The 19,725-nt window shown below is 72.8% G+C and carries 16 protein-coding genes; 6 read left to right on the forward strand and 10 right to left on the reverse strand.

Going from position 1 to position 19,725, the window contains the following annotated elements:
* Positions 1–244: 244 nt before the first annotated feature.
* Positions 245–712 carry an NUDIX hydrolase gene (locus tag ACH4G3_RS08665; RefSeq protein ID WP_397623783.1) on the reverse strand — a complete coding sequence of 156 codons (468 nt, stop codon included), beginning with the start codon at positions 710–712 and terminating at the stop codon, positions 245–247.
* 219 nt (positions 713–931) lie between these two features.
* Here ACH4G3_RS08665 and ACH4G3_RS08670 point away from each other — a divergent pair, with 219 nt between their 5' ends.
* The gene (locus ACH4G3_RS08670; protein ID WP_397623784.1) at positions 932–4,228 is read left to right on the forward strand and encodes a S8 family serine peptidase; all 3,297 of its coding nucleotides are present in this window, start codon (positions 932–934) and stop codon (positions 4,226–4,228) included.
* A 67-nt stretch (positions 4,229–4,295) separates the two neighbouring features.
* Here ACH4G3_RS08670 and ACH4G3_RS08675 read toward each other — a convergent pair whose 3' ends face one another.
* Positions 4,296–5,426 carry a hypothetical protein gene (locus tag ACH4G3_RS08675; RefSeq protein WP_397623785.1) on the reverse strand — a complete coding sequence of 377 codons (1,131 nt, stop codon included), beginning with the start codon at positions 5,424–5,426 and terminating at the stop codon, positions 4,296–4,298.
* Position 5,427: 1 nt separating this feature from the next.
* Entirely contained in the window at positions 5,428–5,964 is a 537-nt protein-coding gene (locus ACH4G3_RS08680) for an RNA polymerase sigma factor (protein WP_354736669.1), read from the reverse strand.
* Between the two features lie 351 nt (positions 5,965–6,315).
* On the opposite strand from ACH4G3_RS08680, the gene ACH4G3_RS08685 reads away from it, so the two are divergent.
* Positions 6,316–7,332, forward strand: a complete 1,017-nt coding sequence (locus tag ACH4G3_RS08685) for an aspartate-semialdehyde dehydrogenase (protein ID WP_397623786.1) — start codon at positions 6,316–6,318, stop codon at positions 7,330–7,332.
* A gap of 13 nt (positions 7,333–7,345) precedes the next feature.
* Here the strand turns inward: ACH4G3_RS08685 and ACH4G3_RS08690 are convergent, their stop codons facing one another.
* Positions 7,346–7,828, reverse strand: coding sequence for a DUF1203 domain-containing protein (locus ACH4G3_RS08690; protein WP_397623787.1), 483 nt, complete (start codon positions 7,826–7,828; stop codon positions 7,346–7,348).
* Between the two features lie 5 nt (positions 7,829–7,833).
* Positions 7,834–9,099: an MFS transporter gene (locus ACH4G3_RS08695; RefSeq protein WP_397623788.1), complete on the reverse strand. Its 1,266-nt coding sequence runs from the start codon at positions 9,097–9,099 to the stop codon at positions 7,834–7,836.
* Between the two features lie 96 nt (positions 9,100–9,195).
* Here ACH4G3_RS08695 and ACH4G3_RS08700 point away from each other — a divergent pair, with 96 nt between their 5' ends.
* Positions 9,196–10,092, forward strand: a complete 897-nt coding sequence (locus ACH4G3_RS08700; protein ID WP_397623789.1) for a LysR family transcriptional regulator — start codon at positions 9,196–9,198, stop codon at positions 10,090–10,092.
* Positions 10,093–10,147: 55 nt separating this feature from the next.
* Positions 10,148–12,721 (forward strand): aminopeptidase N, encoded by a 2,574-nt coding sequence (gene pepN, locus ACH4G3_RS08705; protein ID WP_397623790.1) that lies wholly within the window; start codon positions 10,148–10,150, stop codon positions 12,719–12,721.
* A gap of 124 nt (positions 12,722–12,845) precedes the next feature.
* Here the strand turns inward: pepN and ACH4G3_RS08710 are convergent, their stop codons facing one another.
* A complete protein-coding gene (locus ACH4G3_RS08710; RefSeq protein WP_397623791.1) occupies positions 12,846–13,817 on the reverse strand; it encodes an EamA family transporter in 972 nt (323 codons plus the stop codon).
* Positions 13,818–13,922: 105 nt separating this feature from the next.
* Between ACH4G3_RS08710 and ACH4G3_RS08715 the strand changes: the two genes are divergently transcribed.
* Positions 13,923–14,441 carry a MarR family winged helix-turn-helix transcriptional regulator gene (locus ACH4G3_RS08715; protein WP_397623792.1) on the forward strand — a complete coding sequence of 173 codons (519 nt, stop codon included), beginning with the start codon at positions 13,923–13,925 and terminating at the stop codon, positions 14,439–14,441.
* Positions 14,442–14,497: 56 nt separating this feature from the next.
* Here ACH4G3_RS08715 and ACH4G3_RS08720 read toward each other — a convergent pair whose 3' ends face one another.
* Positions 14,498–15,940: an FAD-dependent monooxygenase gene (locus ACH4G3_RS08720; protein ID WP_397623793.1), complete on the reverse strand. Its 1,443-nt coding sequence runs from the start codon at positions 15,938–15,940 to the stop codon at positions 14,498–14,500.
* A gap of 156 nt (positions 15,941–16,096) precedes the next feature.
* Here ACH4G3_RS08720 and ACH4G3_RS08725 point away from each other — a divergent pair, with 156 nt between their 5' ends.
* The gene (locus ACH4G3_RS08725; RefSeq protein WP_397623794.1) at positions 16,097–16,675 is read left to right on the forward strand and encodes a TetR/AcrR family transcriptional regulator; all 579 of its coding nucleotides are present in this window, start codon (positions 16,097–16,099) and stop codon (positions 16,673–16,675) included.
* 131 nt (positions 16,676–16,806) lie between these two features.
* Here the strand turns inward: ACH4G3_RS08725 and ACH4G3_RS08730 are convergent, their stop codons facing one another.
* The 3 genes from ACH4G3_RS08730 to ACH4G3_RS08740 all read right to left on the reverse strand — a co-directional run bounded on the left by ACH4G3_RS08730 (position 16,807) and on the right by ACH4G3_RS08740 (position 19,531).
* Positions 16,807–17,106, reverse strand: coding sequence for a hypothetical protein (locus ACH4G3_RS08730; RefSeq protein ID WP_354735959.1), 300 nt, complete (start codon positions 17,104–17,106; stop codon positions 16,807–16,809).
* Positions 17,107–17,167: 61 nt separating this feature from the next.
* The gene (malQ, locus tag ACH4G3_RS08735; protein WP_397623795.1) at positions 17,168–19,261 is read right to left on the reverse strand and encodes a 4-alpha-glucanotransferase; all 2,094 of its coding nucleotides are present in this window, start codon (positions 19,259–19,261) and stop codon (positions 17,168–17,170) included.
* Complete coding sequence (locus ACH4G3_RS08740) at positions 19,262–19,531, reverse strand: hypothetical protein (protein WP_029181645.1); 270 nt, start codon at positions 19,529–19,531, stop codon at positions 19,262–19,264.
* Positions 19,532–19,725 lie beyond the last annotated feature (194 nt).

Consider the following 19,725-nt stretch of genomic DNA (forward strand, 5'->3'; position numbering starts at 1 on the left):
CCGAGTGCGAACGCGTCGGCAGTGGTCGCGGGAAGCTCGGCACGCGAACTTCCCGCTCGTACTGGATCGTTGGCACCCGGAATGACCTGCGCGTAAACAGGGCGGCAACGCGCAGCGCCGATCACCGTACGTGGATCTTGGACTACCCAGCGCGTCGTCGGCCGCTCCGGGAACGGCCGGGAGTCGGTCACGCGGTGTTCATCTTCCGGGGTACTGCATCTAAGGCCTGGCGTCCGGGCAGGCTCTATTCGGCGTCCTCCAGGACGTCGGCGAGCCGTCCGGTGGGCGGCCGTTCCCGCCACAGGCGCAGTGCGATGTCGACCATCCCCACCCGGACCAGTCCGGGCACCGCGTCCAGGTCCTGCCAGGCGGCGAGGTCGGTGGAGCCGCCCACCTCGTTGCGCAGTTCGCCGCCGATGATCCGGCCCTCGTAGACGAAGCGGACGGCGTGATGGTCGACGGCGCGTCCCAGGCCTTCGCGGAAGACGCGGTGGGAGGAGTCCACGCCGAGCAGTCCGGTGACCTCGATGCGGTACCCGGTCTCCTCCTCGACTTCCCGCCGCACGGTGTCGTAGGGGTCCTCGCCGTGCTCCATGCCGCCGCCGGGCACGACCCACTCCGGGGTGCCGTCGGGCGCCGGGGAACGGGCGAGCAGGATCTGTCCGTCACGGACGCATATGGCGTAGGCCGCCACCCTCAACTTCTGTCGCACTCCGGGACGTTAACCGATTTCGCCGCCTTAGGGACTCATGCCCGCAAAACGCATCGCGGGTTTTCCCCATACATCCATTTCGATTCGGTCAACCCTCCCCAAAGAACCTCACCTTGCGTAAAGCTGTGCGATCGTCCGGGCCTGCGATCCGGACGGTCGCGACCAGGGCCGATCGGTTCCGGTCGCTCCCGCTCGTTCCTTTACCTACAAGGGATGCCGATGACCAACACCCCCCAGCGTGACCCGATATCGGCCAGGAGACGCGTGGCGCGCGTCGCCGTGGCCGCCGGTCTCGTCGCCGCCCTCTCCGCGGCCGGGCCGGTCCCCCTGGCCTTCGCCGCCGACGAGCCGGGGGCGACCGCCCCGGCCGACACCGACGTCAAGTCGGCGCACGGCAAGCTCGGTTCGGGCGACGCGGACCTGCTCGCCGAGGCCAAGGCCGATGGCGACAAGACCGTCACGATGATGATCGCCACCGCGCCCGGACAGACCGAGCAGGTCGCCGGGCAGCTGGACGCGGTCAAGGGCGGCTCGGTGGGCCGGGCCGACGACAAGCTGGGCTACGTCCGCGCCACCGTCCCGACCTCCCGGGCGGACTCGGCCATCGCCGCCGCCGCCAAGCTCTCCTCCGTGCACGGCATCGACCTGCGCGAGGAGATCCCGCTGGACGACCCGACGCCGGCCGCGGACACCGCCAAGGGGGCCGAGGCCGCCGCGGCGACGTACCCGGCGCCGGGGAAGAAGACCCCCGCGGAGAACCCGTACAACCCGTCCTTCGAGACAGGCGCGGTCGACTTCGTCGAGGACCACCCGAAGGCGGACGGCCGCGGCATCACCATCGGCATCCTGGACTCCGGCGTCGACCTGGGCCACCCGGCGCTGCAGAAGACCACCACCGGCGAGCGGAAGATCGTCGACTGGGTGACGGCGACGGACCCGGTCGTCGACAACGACAACACGTGGCGCCGGATGGACACCTCGGTCGCGGGCCCCGCGTTCACGCACGACGGCAGGAGCTGGAAGGCGCCGTCGGGCTCGTACCGGGTGAGCACCTTCAAGGAGTCGTACACCACCGGCGGTGACGCCGCGGGTGACGCCAACCGCGACGGCGACACCACGGACTCCTGGGGCGTGCTGTACGACCCGGCCGCCGGTACGGTCCGCGTCGACCTGAACAACAACTTCGACTTCGCCGACGACACCGCGATGAAGCCGTACAAGGACGGCTTCCAGATCGGGTACTTCGGCACCGACGACCCGAAGACCGACATCGCCGAGCGGCAGCCGTTCGTGGTCGAGATCCGCAAGGACGTCGTCTACAACGGCGCCGGCGCGAAGGCCGACTTCGTCAACATCGGCGTCATCGAGTCCGAGCACGGCACGCACGTCGCCGGCATCACCGCCGCGAACGGCCTGTTCGGCGGCAAGATGGACGGCGCCGCCCCGGGCGCCAAGCTGGTCTCCTCGCGTGCCTGCACCTGGTCCGGCGGCTGCACCAACGTCGCGCTCACCGAGGGCATGATCGACCTCGTCACCAAGCGCGGCGTCGACATCGTCAACATGTCCATCGGCGGCCTGCCGGCGCTGAACGACGGCAACAACGCGCGCGCCGAGCTGTACACGCGCCTCATCGACACCTACGGCGTGCAGCTGGTGATCTCCGCGGGCAACTCCGGCCCCGGCACCAACACCATCGGCGACCCGGCCCTGGCCGACAAGGTGATCTCGGTCGGCGCGTCCGTCTCCAAGGAGACCTGGGCCGCCAACTACGGCTCGGTCGTGGAGAAGAAGTACGCGCTGATGCCGTTCTCCTCGCGCGGTCCGCGTGAGGACGGCGGTTTCACCCCGACCCTGGTCGCCCCGGGTGCCGCGATCAACACGATCCAGACGTGGATGCCGGGTGCCCCGGTCGCCGAGGCGGGCTACTCCCTGCCGGCCGGCTACGGCATGCTCCAGGGCACCTCGATGGCCTCCCCGCAGGCCGCCGGCGCCGCCGCGCTGCTGCTGTCGGCCGCCGAGCAGAAGAAGATCGAGCTCACGCCTGCGACCCTGCGCACGGCCCTCACCTCGACCGCCGACCACATCAAGGGTGTGCAGGCGTACGAGGAGGGCGCGGGCCTGATGAACATCGAGGACGCCTGGGACGCGATCCGCGACGGCGCGGCCTCCCACGCGTACACGGTGAAGGCGCCGGTCGACACCGCGATGGACGACAAGCTCAGGACGCCCGGCTACGGCACGGGTCTGTACGACCGTGAGGGCGGCCTGAAGGCCGGTCAGAAGAAGACGTACGAGATCACCGTCACCCGTACGTCCGGCGCCGACAAGGCGGTCCGGCACGAGCTGCACTTCGAGAACAACGCGGGCGGCACGTTCCGGATCGTCGGCTCCGACGAGGTGAAGCTGCCGCTGAACAAGCCGGTCACCGTCAAGGTCCAGGCCGCGCCGGAGTCCGCGGGCATCAAGAGCGCGATCCTGGAGGTCGACGACCCGAAGACCGAGGGCATCGACAAGCAGGTCCTGAGCACGGTCGTGGTCGCGGCGCCGCTGAAGTACACGTTCTCCGCGTCCGGTTCGGTGCAGCGCAACAGCTCGCGGCACTACTACGTCACCGTGCCCGAGGGCGCGAAGACGCTGGAGGTCGCGCTGGGCGGGCTGAAGGACAAGAGCCAGACCCGGTTCATCTCCATCCACCCGTACGGCGTCCCGTCCGACCCGACGTCGACGGTCAACTGCTACCCGAACTACGCGAACCCGGCCAACACCTGCCGCCCCGACGTGCGTTCCTACGCGAACCCGCAGCCCGGCGTGTGGGAGATCGAGGTCGAGTCGCGCCGTACGTCGCCGCTGCTGGACAACCCGTACAAGCTGGACGTCGCCGTGCTCGGCGCGGCCTTCGAGCCGGAGACCGTGACCGTGCCGGAGGCGAAGGTCGGCACCCCGGCCACCGCCTCCTGGAAGGTGACGAACGGCTTCGCCGCGATCGACGGCAAGCTGGTGGGTGGTTCCCTCGGCTCGTCGAAGACGACCCGTCCGTCGATCAGCCAGCGCGAGACGCAGACCACCACGGTCGAGGTGCCCGCGGGCGCGAAGTCGCTGGACGTGGCCATCGGCCGCGTCTCGGACGCCGCCGCGGACCTGGACCTGGTGGTCTACGACGCCGCCGGCAAGCAGGTCGGCAGGTCCGCCGACGGCGACTCGGAGGAGTCGGTCTCCGTGCCCTCGCCGGCCGCCGGCAAGTACACCGTCGAGGTCGTCGGCTACTCGGTGCCGGCCGGCACGACCGAGTACGACTACCGGGACGTGTTCTTCGCTCCCTCCCTCGGCAGCGTCACGGTCGACGGGTCGGCGCCGGTGAAGCTCGGCACGGGCGGCTCGGCGACGGTCTCGGGCAGCGTCACCGCCGCGGCGCCCGCGCCCGAGGGTCGTGAGTTCTTCGGCCAGGTCCAGCTGGTCAACGCGCGCGGGACGGCCGCGGGCGTGGGCAGCGTGAAGATCGAGAAGGTCGTGCCGTAGCGGTTGGACGGCATCGGAGGGCGGGCGTCCCGGCTGGGCGCCCGCCCTCGCTGTTTCCGTCCACTGCTCACTCGCAGGGCAGGGTCGCCGACTCCGGCAGGGCGGCGGTGATCCAGGCGCGTTCAGGGGCGATCTCCTTCTCGCCGACGCTCCACAGGTCCGGCTGGGCCTGCCCGCGCGTGAACCCGACGAGGACGTGGTCGCCCGGCCGCGGCCGGGGGGCGGCGTCCTCGTCCATGGGGAAGACGATCCGGTCCTGGCCCTCGGCGGGCTTGTAGGAGCGGTCCACGTCGAGGGTGACGCGGTCCTGCCGGGCGCCGGGTACCGGTTCGACCTCGACGACGGTGCCCTCGGCCACGACCCGGGCGCAGGCCAGATAACCGGCGTGACCGAGCTTGGCACCCTCCTGGCCACGCGCCGGACCGGCCGCGGCATCGGCGGCCGAGCCGGAGCCCGCGTCGTCCCCCGCCCCGTGATCGCCCTGCACGACGAGCCATCCCATACCGACCACGACGGTGGCGGCCACGGCAGCGACGAGCCCGCGCACGACGACGCCGAGGGCCCGGGGCCGACTACGCCGCCCGGACCGCCCCCCATGCGCCCGGGCCCCCCCGGGCAACACCGTCACCGAAACGCCGCCGCCCGCCCCCGCGAGCGGCCCTGCGGCCGGGGCCCGTCCCCCCGGATCCCCCTCTCCGTCCCCCACCGGAGCACCAGCGCGCACGGCCCGCGGCCCGCCCCCCGGTGCTTCACCCGCCGGATCCACCGCTTCCGGCAACGGGTCCACGAACGCCCCCGGCCCGGCGGCCCCCACGACCGGCACGCCGCCCGCAGGCCCCGCCACCGGGGCTCGCCCCGCCGGATCTCCTGGTCGCGGCGACAAGCCGCCGTCCGTCGGGAGTCCCTCCGGCGGATCCGCTGCTTCCGTTCGAGTTCGCGCCCCGGTGTCGGTCCCGGCGCGGGGCTCCGTCTCGGGGTCGGCCGCGTCCGCGCCTGGGTCGTGCGCCAGGGTGTCTCCCATCAGCAGCAGCTGTTCCCGTAGGAGTGCCACGTCCGCCGCGGCAGCGCGGTGGGCCGTCATGAAGGCCGGGTCCCGCCGGGCCCCCTCCGGCAGCGGGTCGCCGGCGAGCACGGCCATCAGCGCGTCCATGCCGTCGTACTCGGCGTCGCGCCGGTCGTCGTCGTTCCGGGCGGTCACGTCACACCACCTCGTCCTCGTGCAGGCGGGCGCGCAGAGCCCGTACCGCCGTGTGCAGCCTGCTCTTGACCGTGCCCTCCGGGACGCCGAGCTGCTCGGCGATGGACCGGACCGGCAGGTCGGCGTAGAAACGCAGCACGACGACCTGCCGCTGGGCGTCGGGCAGCTCGTCCAGGCCCTGGGCGACGGCGACGGACAGCACGCTGGTGTCCTCGCCGGAGGGATGCGCCGGCTGCCGCAGGGCGGCCAGCCGCTCCCCGAGGCGCTCCTGGCGGCGTTTGGCCCGATGCCAGTCCATCGCCAGGTTGGACGCGACCACCGCCGCCCACGCCGACACGTCCCGCGGCGCCTCCCGGCCGCTCGCGGCCCGCTCCAGCAGCCGCAGGCGGACCTGCTGCACCCCGTCCGGCAGGTCCGCCTGCGGCACCCCGCCCAGCGCGAGCACCGCCCGCACCCGGCGCTCCTGTGCCGCGTCCAGCGGATCGTCGCCGGCACCGGCGTGCGCCTCCCGGCCGCGACGGGCCCTTCCGCGCAGCAGCACAAGCCACCCCCCTCACCGTGTTTCTCCTACGACGCCGGCACGGCCCGGAACGTTCGGTCCTTTTTTCCGGCACGGCGACGGCAGGCCGGCAGAGGCGTACGTCACACTCCCGTGTGGCCGAGAGCAACAGGGGCAGGCGACCTTGCGGCGTATGCCCCCCGGTAGACGATTTTCTCCAGCTCAGCGGGGGTGGGCGCCGGACGTCCGCAACCATGGAACGGGACACGTCGTCCCACTCCCCGGGCAGACCGGGGAAAGAAGTGGACAGGCGGGCCGTGGTCGGCCGCATGATGGAAAAGCCTCGGCCAAGCAACGAGTACGTGAAGAGACGCAGGAGAGGGAGTCACCGTGAGGGTCGGAATCGTCGGAGCCACCGGACAGGTGGGCACGGTCATGCGCAGGATCCTCACGGAGCGGAACTTCCCGGTCACGGAACTGCGCCTGTTCGCCTCGGCCCGTTCCGCGGGCACGCAGCTGGACGGCGTGACGGTGGAGGACGCGGCGACCGCCGACTACACCGGCCTGGACATCGTGCTGTTCTCCGCGGGCGGTGCCACGTCCAAGGCACTGGCCGAGAAGGTCGCCTCCCAGGGCGCCGTCGTGATCGACAACTCCTCCGCCTGGCGCAGGCACCCGGAGGTCCCCCTGGTCGTCTCCGAGGTGAACCCGCACGCGATCGCGAACCGCCCCAAGGGCATCATCGCCAACCCGAACTGCACGACGATGGCCGCGATGCCGGTGCTCCGTCCGCTGCACGCGGAGGCGGGCCTGGAAGCCCTGGTCGTCGCCACGTACCAGGCGGTCTCCGGCTCCGGCCTCGCGGGCGTCGCCGAGCTGCACGGCCAGACGCAGAAGGTCGTCGCCGAAGCGGACAAGCTGACGCACGACGGCGAGGCGGTCGACTTCCCCGAGCCGGGCGTCTACAAGCGGCCCATCGCCTTCAACGTGCTGCCCCTGGCCGGCAACCTCGTCGACGACGGTCTGAACGAGACCGACGAGGAGCAGAAGCTCCGCAACGAGTCCCGCAAGATCCTGGAGATCCCCGAGCTGAAGGTCTCCGGCACCTGCGTGCGCGTCCCGGTCTTCACCGGCCACTCCCTCCAGGTGCACGCCCGCTTCTCCCGCCCGATCACCCCCGAGCGCGCGACGGAGCTGCTGTCCGACGCCCCGGGCGTCGTCCTCACCGACATCCCGACCCCGCTCCAGGCCGCCGGCAAGGACGCGTCCTACGTCGGCCGCATCCGCCGTGACGAGACGGTGGACAACGGCCTGGCCCTGTTCGTCTCGGGCGACAACCTCCGCAAGGGCGCCGCGCTGAACGCGGTCCAGATCGCGGAGCTGGTGGCGGCCGAGCTGAAGGGCTAGTCCCCGCGCACCTCTAATCCCTGCGCACCTCGTAGAGGAAGCACCCGTACTCGACGGCCCGGACGTGGACGAGCGCCACGGCCGGGTCGTCGAACGCTTCCCCGAAGGCCTGCTCGAAGGCATCCGGCTCCTCGACCAGCCGCCCGCCCAGGATGTGCCCCTCGGCGGAGTAGCGGCGGACCGTGCGGTGGGCGTTGGTGAAGGGCAGGGCGGCGCCGGCGTCCGGGCCCGGGCAGTCGTCGGCGTGGATGAAGACCGGGCCCACCTCGTCGTACGGACCGGGGTCGACGCCCCTTTCCGCCGCCCAGCGGCGCAGCGGGGCGTAGGAGACCAGGGCGATGCGGTCGCCCGGCTCGCTGCGGGACAGGCAGCAGCGCAGGGGCGCGCCGCCCTCGGTGTCGGTGAAGGGGGCCGTGGGGCGGCCCGCGTCGTCCGTCGTGCGGAGTTCCTTCAGGACGCGCGGGGCGATGGGCTGTGTGGTGTACGTCCTCGTCATGCTCCTCAGACTTGCTCGTCCGGGTCCTTCGGACCGGCGGAATCCGGACGTCGTGTTGCCCCCGGGCCCGACCCGGGCCGTCCGGCCCGTACGACCGCGGGCAGGGCCAGCAGCGCCAGGCCGCCGCCCACGCAGAGCACCGCCGTAGGGCCCAGGGCGTCGGCCGCGCGGCCCCCGGTGAACGCGCCCAGCGCGATCCCCGCGTTGAAGACGCCCGCGAAGAGCGCCGACCCGGCCTCGCGGGCCCTCGGCGCGGCGGCCGACAGCCAGTTCTGGGCGGACACCGAGACGCCCCCGTAGACCAGGCCCCAGACGACGAGCAGCAGCGTCGAGGCGGCGAGTGAGACCGCCGCCGGGATCAGCAGCAGGACGACCGTGCCCAGCCCGGCCGCGATGACCAGCAGGGCCCGGCGTGGGTCGCGGGCCGCCGGCCATCCGCCGGCGAAGGTGCCGGCGACTCCGGCCAGGCCGTAGCCGAGGAGGAGGGTGCTGACCGTTCCCGCGCCCAGGCCGGGGACGCGTTCCAGGACCGGGCGGACGTAGGTGTACGCCGTGAAGTGGCCGGTGACCAGCAGCGCTGTCACGAGCAGGCCGCGGGAGACCGGCGGCGTGCGCAGCAGGGCCGGGAACGTGCCGAGCCTGACGGGGCGTTCGGGGGGCAGCGGCGGCAGGGCGAGGGCCAGGGCTCCGGCGACGGCCGCCGCGAGGACGGCCAGGGCGGCGAACGCCCAGCGCCAGCCCGCGAGCGAGCCGAGGAAGGTGCCGGCCGGGACGCCCAGCACCGAGGCCACCGCGATCCCGCTGAAGATCAGCGCGGTCGCCCGGCCCGCCCGGTCCGGCGGCATCAGCCGTGCCCCCAGCCCGGCCGCGATCGCCCACACCCCGCCGATGCACACCCCGACCAGGGCGCGCGCGAGCAGCAGGACGGCGATGTGCGGGGCCAGGGCGGAGAGCACGTTCGCGGCCGCGAGCAGGAGCAGCAGCGCGCACAGCACCGTGCGCCGGTCGGCGCGGCGGGCCGCGACCGGCAGCAGGGGCGCGCTCGCCGCGGCGACCAGGCCGGGCAGGGTGACGGCGAGCCCGGCGGTGCCGGCGGAGACGTGCAGGCCAGTCCCGAGCGAGGTGAGCAGGCCGACCGGGAGCATCTCGGTGGTGACGACGGAGAAGGTGGCGCCGGCCAGGGCCAGGACGGCGGGCCAGGGGCGCGCCGGCCCGCCGGTGCGGGTCTCCTGGGCGGTGGTCATGGAGGTCGTTGAGCTGGTGGAGGGCATGCCTCCACCTTTTTGTGCGGCCCGGCCGGGAACAACGGCGAAGTCCTCACCCTTGCATGAGCGGGACTGATCGATCGGAACCGAGGGGAAACGGCCGTGGCGGGGCTGGAGTTGCGGGAGCTGGAGTGCTTCCTGGTGCTGTCCGAGGAGCTGCACTTCGGCCGGACCGGAGAGCGGCTGTACGTCTCGCAGAGCAGGGTGAGCCAGTTGCTGAGCGCGCTGGAGCGCCGGGTGGGGGGCCGTCTGGTGCACCGCACCAGCCGCCGGGTCGCCCTGACGCCGCTCGGCGAGCGGTTCGTGCAGCGGCTGCGTCCGGCGTACGGCGGGCTGCGGGACGCCGTGGACGACGCACGGGCCGCCGCCCGGGGTGTCGAGGGCGCCCTGCGGATCGGTTTCCAGGGGACGGCGGACACCGGGCTGACGGCGGCGGTGCGGGCCTTCCGGTCCGCGCACCCGGAGTGCGCGACGGACGTCGTGGAGATCCCGCTCGCCGACCCCTTCGGCGCCGTGCGCGAGGGCACGGTGGACGCGGCGGTCGTCCTGCTTCCCGTCGAGGAGCCCGACCTGGTGCTGGGCCCGGTCTTCTCCGAGCGGCCCCAGACGGTCGCGGTCGGCCGGGACCACCCGTTCGCGTCCCTCGCGCAGGTGACGGCGGCGGAGGTGGCGGCGGCCCCGCTGGTCACGGCCGCTCCCCCGGCCCCCGCGTACTGGCGGGCCGCCCACGCCCCGTCCGCCGTGCCGGGCCCGGCGGTGACCACCCTCCAGGAGGGCCTGACCCAGGTCGCGGCCGGCCGCGCGGCCATGCTGCTGTGCCGGCCCACGGCCGCGTACCACCGGCGCGAGGACGTGGTGTTCGTACCGGTGGAGGGCGTGCCCGAGTCGGCCCTCGGCCTGGTGTGGCACCGGGACGGGGAGACGGCGGCGGTGCGCGAGTTCGCCCGGGCCCTCGCCGGGCGAGGGGTATCCCTAGGAGACGCCCGGGTCGTCGCCTGATGCGAGGCTGCCGTGGAAAGATGGCGCAACCCACCCATACCGAGGAGATGACCGCGTGCCTGGCACAAACCTGACCCGCGAAGAGGCGCAGCAGCGGGCGAAGCTGCTCGCCGTTGACTCGTACGAGATCGAACTCGACCTCTCCGGCGCGCAGGAGGGCGGCACCTACCGGTCCGTGACCACGGTGCGCTTCGACGTCACGGAGAACGGGGCGGAGTCGTTCATCGACCTGGTGGCCCCGGCCGTGCACGAGGTGACCCTCAACGGGGACTCCCTCGATCCCGCCGAGGTCTTCGCGGACTCCCGGATCGCCCTGCGCGGCCTGCTTGAGGGCCGCAACATCCTCCGGGTGGTCGCCGACTGCGCGTACACCAACACCGGCGAGGGCCTGCACCGTTTCGTCGACCCGGTCGACGACCAGGCCTACCTCTACACCCAGTTCGAGGTGCCGGACGCCCGCCGCGTGTTCGCGAGCTTCGAGCAGCCGGACCTGAAGGCGACCTTCCAGTTCACCGTGAGGGCACCGGAGGGCTGGACCGTCATCTCCAACTCGCCGACGCCCGAACCGCAGGACAGCGTCTGGGTGTTCGAGCCGACGCCGCGCATCTCGACGTACATCACGGCGCTCATCGTCGGCCCGTACCACTCGGTGCACAGCGTGTACGAGAAGGACGGCCAGTCCGTCCCGCTCGGCATCTACTGCCGCCCCTCGCTCGCCGAGTACCTCGACTCGGACGCCATCTTCGAGGTCACCCGGCAGGGCTTCGAGTGGTTCCAGGAGAAGTTCGACTACACGTACCCGTTCAAGAAGTACGACCAGCTGTTCGTGCCGGAGTTCAACGCGGGCGCGATGGAGAACGCGGGCGCGGTGACCATCCGCGACCAGTACGTGTTCCGGTCGAAGGTGACGGACGCGGCGTACGAGGTGCGCGCCGAGACCATCCTGCACGAGCTGGCCCACATGTGGTTCGGCGACCTCGTGACCATGGAGTGGTGGAACGACCTGTGGCTTAACGAGTCGTTCGCCACGTACACCTCCATCGCCTGCCAGGCGGCGCACCCGGAGTCGCGCTGGCCGCACTCCTGGACCACGTTCGCCAACTCCATGAAGACGTGGGCGTACCGGCAGGACCAGCTGCCGTCGACGCACCCGATCATGGCCGAGATCAACGACCTGGACGACGTGCTCGTCAACTTCGACGGCATCACGTACGCGAAGGGGGCTTCCGTACTGAAGCAGCTCGTCGCGTACGTCGGCGAGGACGAGTTCTTCCGCGGCGTGCAGGCGTACTTCAAGGCGCACGCGTACGGAAATACGCGCCTGTCCGACCTGCTGGGCGCCCTGGAGACGACGTCCGGCCGTGATCTGAAGTCCTGGTCGAAGGCGTGGCTGGAGACGGCGGGCATCAACGTCCTGCGTCCCGAGATCGAGACGGACGGGAACGGCGTCGTCACCTCCTTCTCGATCCGCCAGGAGGCCCCGGCCCTGCCCGCCGGCGCGAAGGGCGAGCCGACGCTGCGCCCGCACCGGATCGCCGTCGGCCTGTACGAACTCGACGACGCCAGCGGCAAGCTGGTCCGTGAGGAGCGTATCGAGCTGGACGTGGACGGCGAGCTGACCGCCGTACCGCAGCTGGTCGGCAAGCGCCGCCCGGCCGTGATCCTGCTCAACGACGACGACCTGTCCTACGCGAAGGTCCGCCTGGACGAGCAGTCCCTGGCCTTCGTGACGGAACACCTCGGCGACTTCGAGTCCTCCCTGCCGCGCGCCCTGTGCTGGGCGTCGGCCTGGGACATGACCCGCGACGCCGAGCTGGCGGCCCGCGACTACCTGTCGCTGGTGCTGTCCGGCATCGGCAAGGAGTCCGACATCGGCGTCGTGCAGTCGCTGCACCGCCAGGTGAAGCTGGCGGTCGACCTGTACGCCGACCCGGCCGCCCGCGAGGCGCTGCTGGCCCGCTGGACCGACGCGACGCTGGCCCACCTGCGGGCGGCGGCGCCGGGCAGCGACCACCAGCTGGCGTGGGCGCGCGCGTTCGCCGCGACGGCCCGCACGCCCGAGCAGCTGGACCTGCTGGACGCGCTGCTGGAGGGCTCGCAGACGATCGAGGGCCTGGCCGTCGACACGGAGCTGCGCTGGTCGTTCGTACAGCGGCTCGCGGCCGTGGGCCGGTTCGACGAGACGGAGATCGCGGGCGAGTACGACCGTGACCGTACGGCCGCCGGTGAGCGCCACGCCGCCACGGCCCGCGCGGCCCGCCCGACCCCGGAGGCCAAGGCGGAGGCGTGGGCGTCGGTCGTCGACTCCGACAAGCTGCCGAACGCCGTGCAGGAGGCGGTCATCGCCGGCTTCGTCCAGACCGACCAGCGCGAGCTGCTCGCCCCGTACGCGGACCGCTACTTCGAGGTGGTCAAGGACATCTGGGACTCCCGCTCCCACGAGATGGCCCAGCAGATCGCCGTCGGCCTCTACCCGACGGTCCAGGTCTCCCAGGAGACCCTGGACAAGACGGACGCCTGGCTGGCCTCCGCCGAGCCGACCGCGGCCCTGCGGCGGCTGGTCTCGGAGTCCCGGGCGGGCGTCGAGCGCGCGCTGCGGGCGCAGCGGGCGGACGCGGCGGCGGAGTAGCCGTTCCCGTCGTCACGACTGCGGGGGCGCCCGGCACTGTGCCGGGCGCCCCCCTTCCGTGAGGACTGCGGGCGGGCCCTTCTCGGGGCCACAGGCCTGGCCGCACCCGGCCTGATCCGGGCCGTCATCGCCGCGGACCGCGACCCGCGCTGACGGATGCCGCGGGCCTGCCGCCGCGCCGGGAGTCGGAAGGCCGGACCGCCCGGTCGACAGCGAGGGTGCGCGGGGCCGCCGCCTGCCGCCGCGGTCCGATCTGCCCCGCCACCGTCGCCCCGAACGCCAGCGCCATGCCCGCCAGTTGTACCGGCGTCAGCTCCTGGCCGAGCGCCGCCCAGCCGACGACGGCCGCGGTCAGCGGGGAGAGCGGGCCGAGGAACGTCACCTGGGTGGCGGTGAGGCGGCCGATGCCGCGGAACCACAGCCAGTACGCGACCGCCGTGTTCGCGACGGCGAGGTAGAGGTAGCCGCCGACCGCCCGGCCGTCCAGCGCGGGCGGCGCGCCCTCGACGAGAAGGGCGAGGGGCGCGATGAGCAGGCCGCCCGCGGTCAGCTGCCAGCCGGTGAGGGCCAGCGGGCCGACGCCTTCGGGGCGGCCCCACCGCTTGGTGAGCACGGTGCCGGTGGACATGGACGCGGTGGAGGCGAGGGCCGCCAGCACGCCCGGCAGATCCAGCGCCCCGGCCGCCTCGAGCACGACCAGGCTGACGCCGAACGCGGCCGCGATCCCCGTGAGCAGCGTGCGCGGCGTCGGCCGCTGCCCCAGCAGCAACGCCGCGAGGCCGACCACGAACAGCGGGCCGACGGAGCCGACGACCGCCGCCATGCCGCCGGGCAGCCGGTACGCGGAGAGGAACAGCAGCGGGAAGAAGGCGCCGATGTTCAGCGCGCCCAGTACCACCGACTTCCACCACCAGGCACCGCGCGGCAGCACCCGGGCGAGGGCGAGCAGCAGCAGACCGGCCGGCAGGGCGCGCATGAGGCCGGTGAACAGAGGGCGGTCTGCCGGGAGGAACTCGGTGGTGACGGCGTAGGTCGTGCCCCAGGAGACGGGGGCGAGCGCGGTGAGGGCGATGACAGCCGGGCGGGAGGTGGCCATGAGAGGCACCCTTCAAGTAGGTCGATAGAAAGTAGCTTAGCTCTAAGCTACTTTCCGTCAAGCTACTTTCTTGCGGGCGACCCAGAAGGGTCGGATACTCGTGCCATGAGCGAACCCCCCGAGCAGCGCAAGGACCCCGTCGACGCGATCATCGACCAGTGGGCGACGGTGCGGCCCGACCTCGACACCGCCGCCATGGAGGTCTTCGGCCGCATCCACCGGCTCTCACGCGCGATGGGCGACCGGACGGAGAAGGCGTACGCGCGGTTCGGGATCGGCCGCGGGGAGTTCGACGTCCTCGCGACACTGCGCCGCGCCGGTGAGCCCTACACGCTCTCGCCCCGCCGGCTCTCGGCCACCCTGATGCTCACGACGGGCGGGATGACGGGCCGTCTCGACAAGCTGGAGCGCGCCGGCCTGCTGCGCCGCTCCCCCGACCCGCACGACCGCCGGGGCCTGCAGGTCACACTCACCGACAAGGGCCTGGAGCTGATCGACGAGGCGGTCGGCGCCGGAGTCGCCGTCCAGAAGGAGGCGCTGTCCGGCCTCGACACCGAGCAGGCCGGACAGCTCGCGGAGCTGCTCAGGGGGTTGCTCCGGACGACGGAGGGCCGGCAGGACTGAGCCGGAGTCCGCGGATTCGCCGGCCTGCCCCGGGCCGGCGGATGCCCGCCGAGGTGCTACCCCACGTGGGCGGCGAGGGCCGCCTCGATCGCCCGGGCGTCCGCCGCGTCGGCCGCCCACGCCGCGTACCCGTCGGGCCGCACCAGCACGGTCGTACGGCGGTCACCCGCCCAGCACTCCACGGCCAGCCGGTCCTCACGGTCGGCCCTGGCCTTGTACGGCTCCGGGGTGATCAGAACGAACCGGCCGCCCCGCATCGCTTCGTGGAGGCGACCACCCCCGGCCAGGGCGACGTCCGGGACTCGGTGGCCGGTGAAACGGTGGGAGCCGCGGGGAGCGGGGTAGCGGTAGCCGATGCCGGTGACCTGGCCGAGCGCCTTGCGGCGGGCCGGGCCGACGGTGCCGAGGAAGGTGGCGAAGGCGGTACGCAGCGCGATCGTCCAGGGCCGCCTGGCCATGGCGGCGCGCACGATACCCCCGCTGCTGCGCAGCACCGACCTGCCCACGGGGTGGCGTTCGGCCTGGTAGGTGTCGAGGAGCGGGTCGGCCGCGTGCCCCTTGAGGACGGCGGCCAGCTTCCAGCTCAGGTTGGCCGCGTCCTGGAGGCCGGTGTTCATGCCCTGGGCGCCGGCCGGGGTGTGGACGTGCGCGGCGTCCCCGGCGAGGAAGACACGGTCGACCCGGTACGCGGGTGCCTGCCGCTCGTCGCTGTGGAAGCGGGACATCCAGCGCGGGTCGTGCATGCCGAAGTCACGGCCCAGGGCGCGCCGGGTGGTCTCCCTGATCTCGTCGAGTCCGACCGGCGCGTCGTCCGGGAGCTCGCGGCCTCGGTCCCAGCAGACGACGCGGTGGTAGCCGTCGCCGAAGGGGACGAGGAAGGCGAAGGCGTCGCCGACGGCATTGAAGGTGAGCAGTTCCCCGGGCTCCTCGGTCACCCGTACGTCCGCGAGCATGACCGAGCGGATCACCGAACGGCCGGGGAACGGCAGCCCGATCGCGTTCCGCACCGTGCTGCGCATCCCGTCGGCGCCGACGACGTACGCCGCGCGCAGCGCCTCCGAGCCGCCGCCCGGCCCGCGGACCTCCACCGTCACGCCTTCCGCGTCCTGCGTCAGCCCGCTCACCTCGGTCTCGTACCGGAACTCCACCCCGGCCTGAAGCGCCCGCCGCTCCAGGACCTTCTCCACCTCGTACTGCGGCAGGACGAGGAGGTGGTTGAAGCGGGAGGGGAGCGTCGAGAGGTCGAGGCTGAGACGGCCGTAGAGCTGGAACCGGCCGAGCCGCCGGCCCACCGCTTCCAGCTCCTCGGCCAGCCCTCGGGCGTCCAGTTGCTCCAGGGTGCGGGCGTGCAGGACGAACGCGCGGGAGAGGTTGCCGATCTTGTGCGGGCGCTTCTCGACGACGGTGACGGGGACGCCGGCGGTGGCCAGGTCACCGGCCAGGAGAAGGCCGGTGGGGCCGGAACCGACCACGATCACAGTGCGGGTGATGTCGCTCATCAGAGCCTCCCTGGGGCCAACACGTGTTGGTCGACGGTCGTTGGTCAACGTGTGTTTGCCAACAAACGTTGACCAACGGTTATCGACCAACGTAGAAGCGCATCACCATTGCGTCAACACTTGTTGGCCTACGAATGTTGGCCTACGCTCGTTGGCATGCCCGACAGCAAGCCCACCGCCCCCTCCAGGCGCTCCGACGCCACCCGCGCCGCCATCCTCGACGCGGCCCGCGAGCGTTTCGCCGCCGACGGCTACGAGCGCGCCACCATCCGCACCATCGCGCGGGACGCGGGCATCGACCCGTCCATGGTGATGCGGTACTACGGCAGCAAGGAGGGCCTGTTCGCGGCCGCCGTCGCGGTCGATCTGAAACTGCCCGACCTGGGCCCGCTGCCCCGGGAGGAGGTCGGGTCCGCCCTCGTGACCCACTTCCTCGCCATGTGGGAGGAGAACGAAGTGCTCACGGCCCTGCTGCGGGTCGGTGCCACCAACCAGGCCGGGGCCGAGCGCATGCAGGGCATCTTCCAGGACCAGTTGCTCCCGGTCGCCCACCAGGTGTGCCCCGACCCCGAACAGGTCCCGGCGCGGGCCGCACTCACCGCCACGCAGCTGCTCGGGATGGCGCTCGCCCGGTACGTCCTGCGCCTCCCACCGGCCGTGGCGCTCAGCCGCCAGGAGATCGTGGCCTGGCTGGCACCGACGGTGCAGCGCTATCTGACGGCACCGAATCCCTGACGCCCGGCCGACTCACGGCCACCGGACAAGCCGAGGGCGCCGCCCCGGTCGTCGTACGGCGGCATGCGCGTACGTACGACGGGGACGGCGCCCTCGGAAAAGGTGCGCGGCGGACTCGAAGCGAGCCCTGGTCAGGCCTTCGCGTCGGCCTTGGTGTCGGCCTTGCTGTCAGCCTTGGTCGTGATGTTGGAGCTGGTCGGGTCCTTCCGCTTGTGCGACTTGTCCCCGACCATCACCAGACCGGCGATGACCAGGTACAGCACGATCGGGGCCACGACGAAGAGGCCCAGCGTCTCGATGACGCTCAGGCCCGGACCGGGGTCGTCACCGTCGTCGCGGGTGAGCGCGGAGGCGGGCGACGACATGAGCAGCATCATCAGCGTCGTACCGGCTGCCAGGGCGCCGGCTCGCAGGGCGTTCTTCTTGTCCACGGTGCCAAAAGTATCCAACGCCGGTCGGGGCCGCGCGCCCGGGGTGCCGTAAGAGACGTCTTCACTCGTCGGACGCGCCGGCCGGCTGTCGCAGAACCTCGATGAGGGCGTGCAGCCGGGGCGACGCCGCCAGTTGCTCCAGCGTGACGGGACGTCCCTCGGCGTCCGCGATCGGCAGGCGCCAGTTCGGGTACTGGTCCCACGTCCCCGGGAGGTTCTGCGGGCGGCGGTCGCCCACCCCGTCCGGGAGCCAGACGCCGACCATGCGGGCGGGAGTGCGCAGCAGGAAGCGGTGGACGGCCTGGATCTCGGCCTCCTCCGAGGAGGTGTCGGTGCCGCCGGTGCCGTCCAGCAGGCCGAGCTCGGTGAGCAGGGCCAGCCACTCGGCGGTGTCGGCGGCGGCCTCGGCGCGCTCCTCCTGAAGCGGACGGGTCAGCAGGCCCAGGCTGTCGCGGAGCTCGACGTGCTCGCCGGTGAGGCGGGCGGCGGTGGAGGGCAGGTCGTGGGTGGTGGCGGTGGCCAGGCAGTCGGCGCGCCAGCGGTCGGGGGGCAGCGGGCGGCCGTCTCCCTCCCAGTCGCGTTCGAACCACAGCACGGACGTGCCGAGCACCCCGCGCTCGCGCAGCGCCTCGCGCACGCCCGGTTCGACGGTGCCCAGGTCCTCGCCGATCACCAGCGCCCCGGCCCGGGAGGCCTCCAGGACGAGGACGGCGAGCATGGCCTCGGCGTCGTAGCGGACGTAGGTGCCCTCGGTCGGTGGCCGGCCCTGCGGCACCCACCACAGGCGGAACAGGCCCATGACGTGGTCGATGCGCAGGGCTCCGGCGTAGCGGAACAGGGCGCGCAGCAGTTCGCGGAAGGGGGTGTAGCCGGACTCGGCGAGGCGGTCGGGGCGCCAGGGCGGCAGGCCCCAGTCCTGGCCGCGGGCGTTGAAGGCGTCCGGCGGGGCGCCCACCGACATGCCGGCGGCGAAGTACTCCTGCTGGGCCCAGGCGTCGGCGCCGCCGGGGTGGACGCCGACCGCGAGGTCGTGCACGATGCCGACCGGCATCCCGGCCTCGCGCCCGGCGCGCTGCGCGGCGGTCAGCTGGGTGTCGGTGAGCCAGGCGAGCCGGGACCAGAAGTCCACCCGGTCCATGAGCCCGTTGCGGGCGCGGGCGGTCTCGGCCGAGCGCGGGTCGCGCAGGCCGGTCGGCCAGCGGTGCCAGTCCGAGCCGTGCACCTCGGCCAGCGCGCACCAGGTGGCGTGGTCCTCCAGGGCCCGGCCCTGCTCGGCGAGGAAGTCGCAGTAGGCGGCGCGTCTGCCGGGGCCGAGCGGCACCTCGCACAGCAGCTCGAGCGCCTCCCGCTTGAGCTCCCACACGGCGTCCCGGTCGATCAGCGCGCCCTTCTCCAGCACCGCTTCGCGCAGCCGTCCGGATCTCTCCAGCAGCGCGCGCAGCCGATCGCGGTCCTCGACGTACGCGCATTCGGGGACGTCCTCGACGCGCAGGTGCACCGGGTCGGGGAAGCGGCGCGAGGAGGGGCGGTACGGGGAGGGGTCGGTGGGGGCGCCGGGCACGGCCGCGTGCAGCGGGTTGACCTGGACGAATCCGGCGCCGAGCGCCCGCCCGGCCCAGCCGGCCAGCTCGGCGAGGTCGCCCAGGTCGCCCATGCCCCAGGAACGGCGGGACAGCAGGGAGTAGAGCTGGACGAGGAGTCCGTGGGAGCGTCCGGTGGGGGTGGGCAGGCGGGCCGGGGCGACGACCAGGTGGGCGGTGGCCGTGCGGCCGTCGGGGACGGTGGCGGTCAGCCGGTGGACCCCGGGCGGGAGGTGTTCGGCCGAGGCGCGTGTCTCGCCCTGCTCGGTCTCGATCAGCAGCCGGCTTCCTTCGGGGAGCGCGGCCAGGGCGGCCGGGGGGCCTGCGCCCCAGCAGACCACCGTGGGCGGCAGCAGCCTGGTGCCCCGGTCCCGCTCCCGGGCGGCGAGCGCGGCGCGGACGGCGCCGGGCGTGCTCGCGTCCACGCCGAGAGCGGCCAGGGTGAGGGTCACCGCGGCGGCCGAGGCCGCGACCGTACGGTCCGGGGACGGGCTGTACGAAGTGGCGACGCCGTGCAGTTCGGCGAGGCGGGACAGGTCCTCGGAAGGCGGTTCGGCCGGCCGGGGTGCGGTCATCTAGGACCTCGTGAAGTCCGGGACGAAGGCGGAGGGTTCGCTGGTCAGGGGGGCGGATTCGGCGAGCGGCGGCTCGCTGGTGAGCGGCTCGGCGTCGGGCAGCGGAGTCTCGCTGGTCAGCGGGGGCTCGGCGCAGGTGCTCTCGGAGCTGAAAACGCAGTAGTGGGGGTCTTCGTAGCGGGGATCGTCATAGTGGGGGTCGAGGTCGGCGGACGTGTCCGCCACGGGTTTGGACGGGGCCGGGAGCGGGAGGAAAGTCATCGCAGCCACGGGGGCCTCCTTGTCGGGTACGGCATTCAACGGTTATCGCAGCCCTACCCAGTCGACGCGAAGGCAGACACCCCAGGCCGGACATCGTGCTTCTGCTCACATTCCACTGCCCTCCACTCCTTCCAGATTCCGGCAATCCAGTGATAACGGCCACTCTCGTTGACACCTTCACCGGGCGGGTGGTGGGCTCGTTC

This window comes from Streptomyces afghaniensis (genome assembly GCF_044327915.1).
Lineage (GTDB): Bacteria > Actinomycetota > Actinomycetes > Streptomycetales > Streptomycetaceae > Streptomyces > Streptomyces afghaniensis.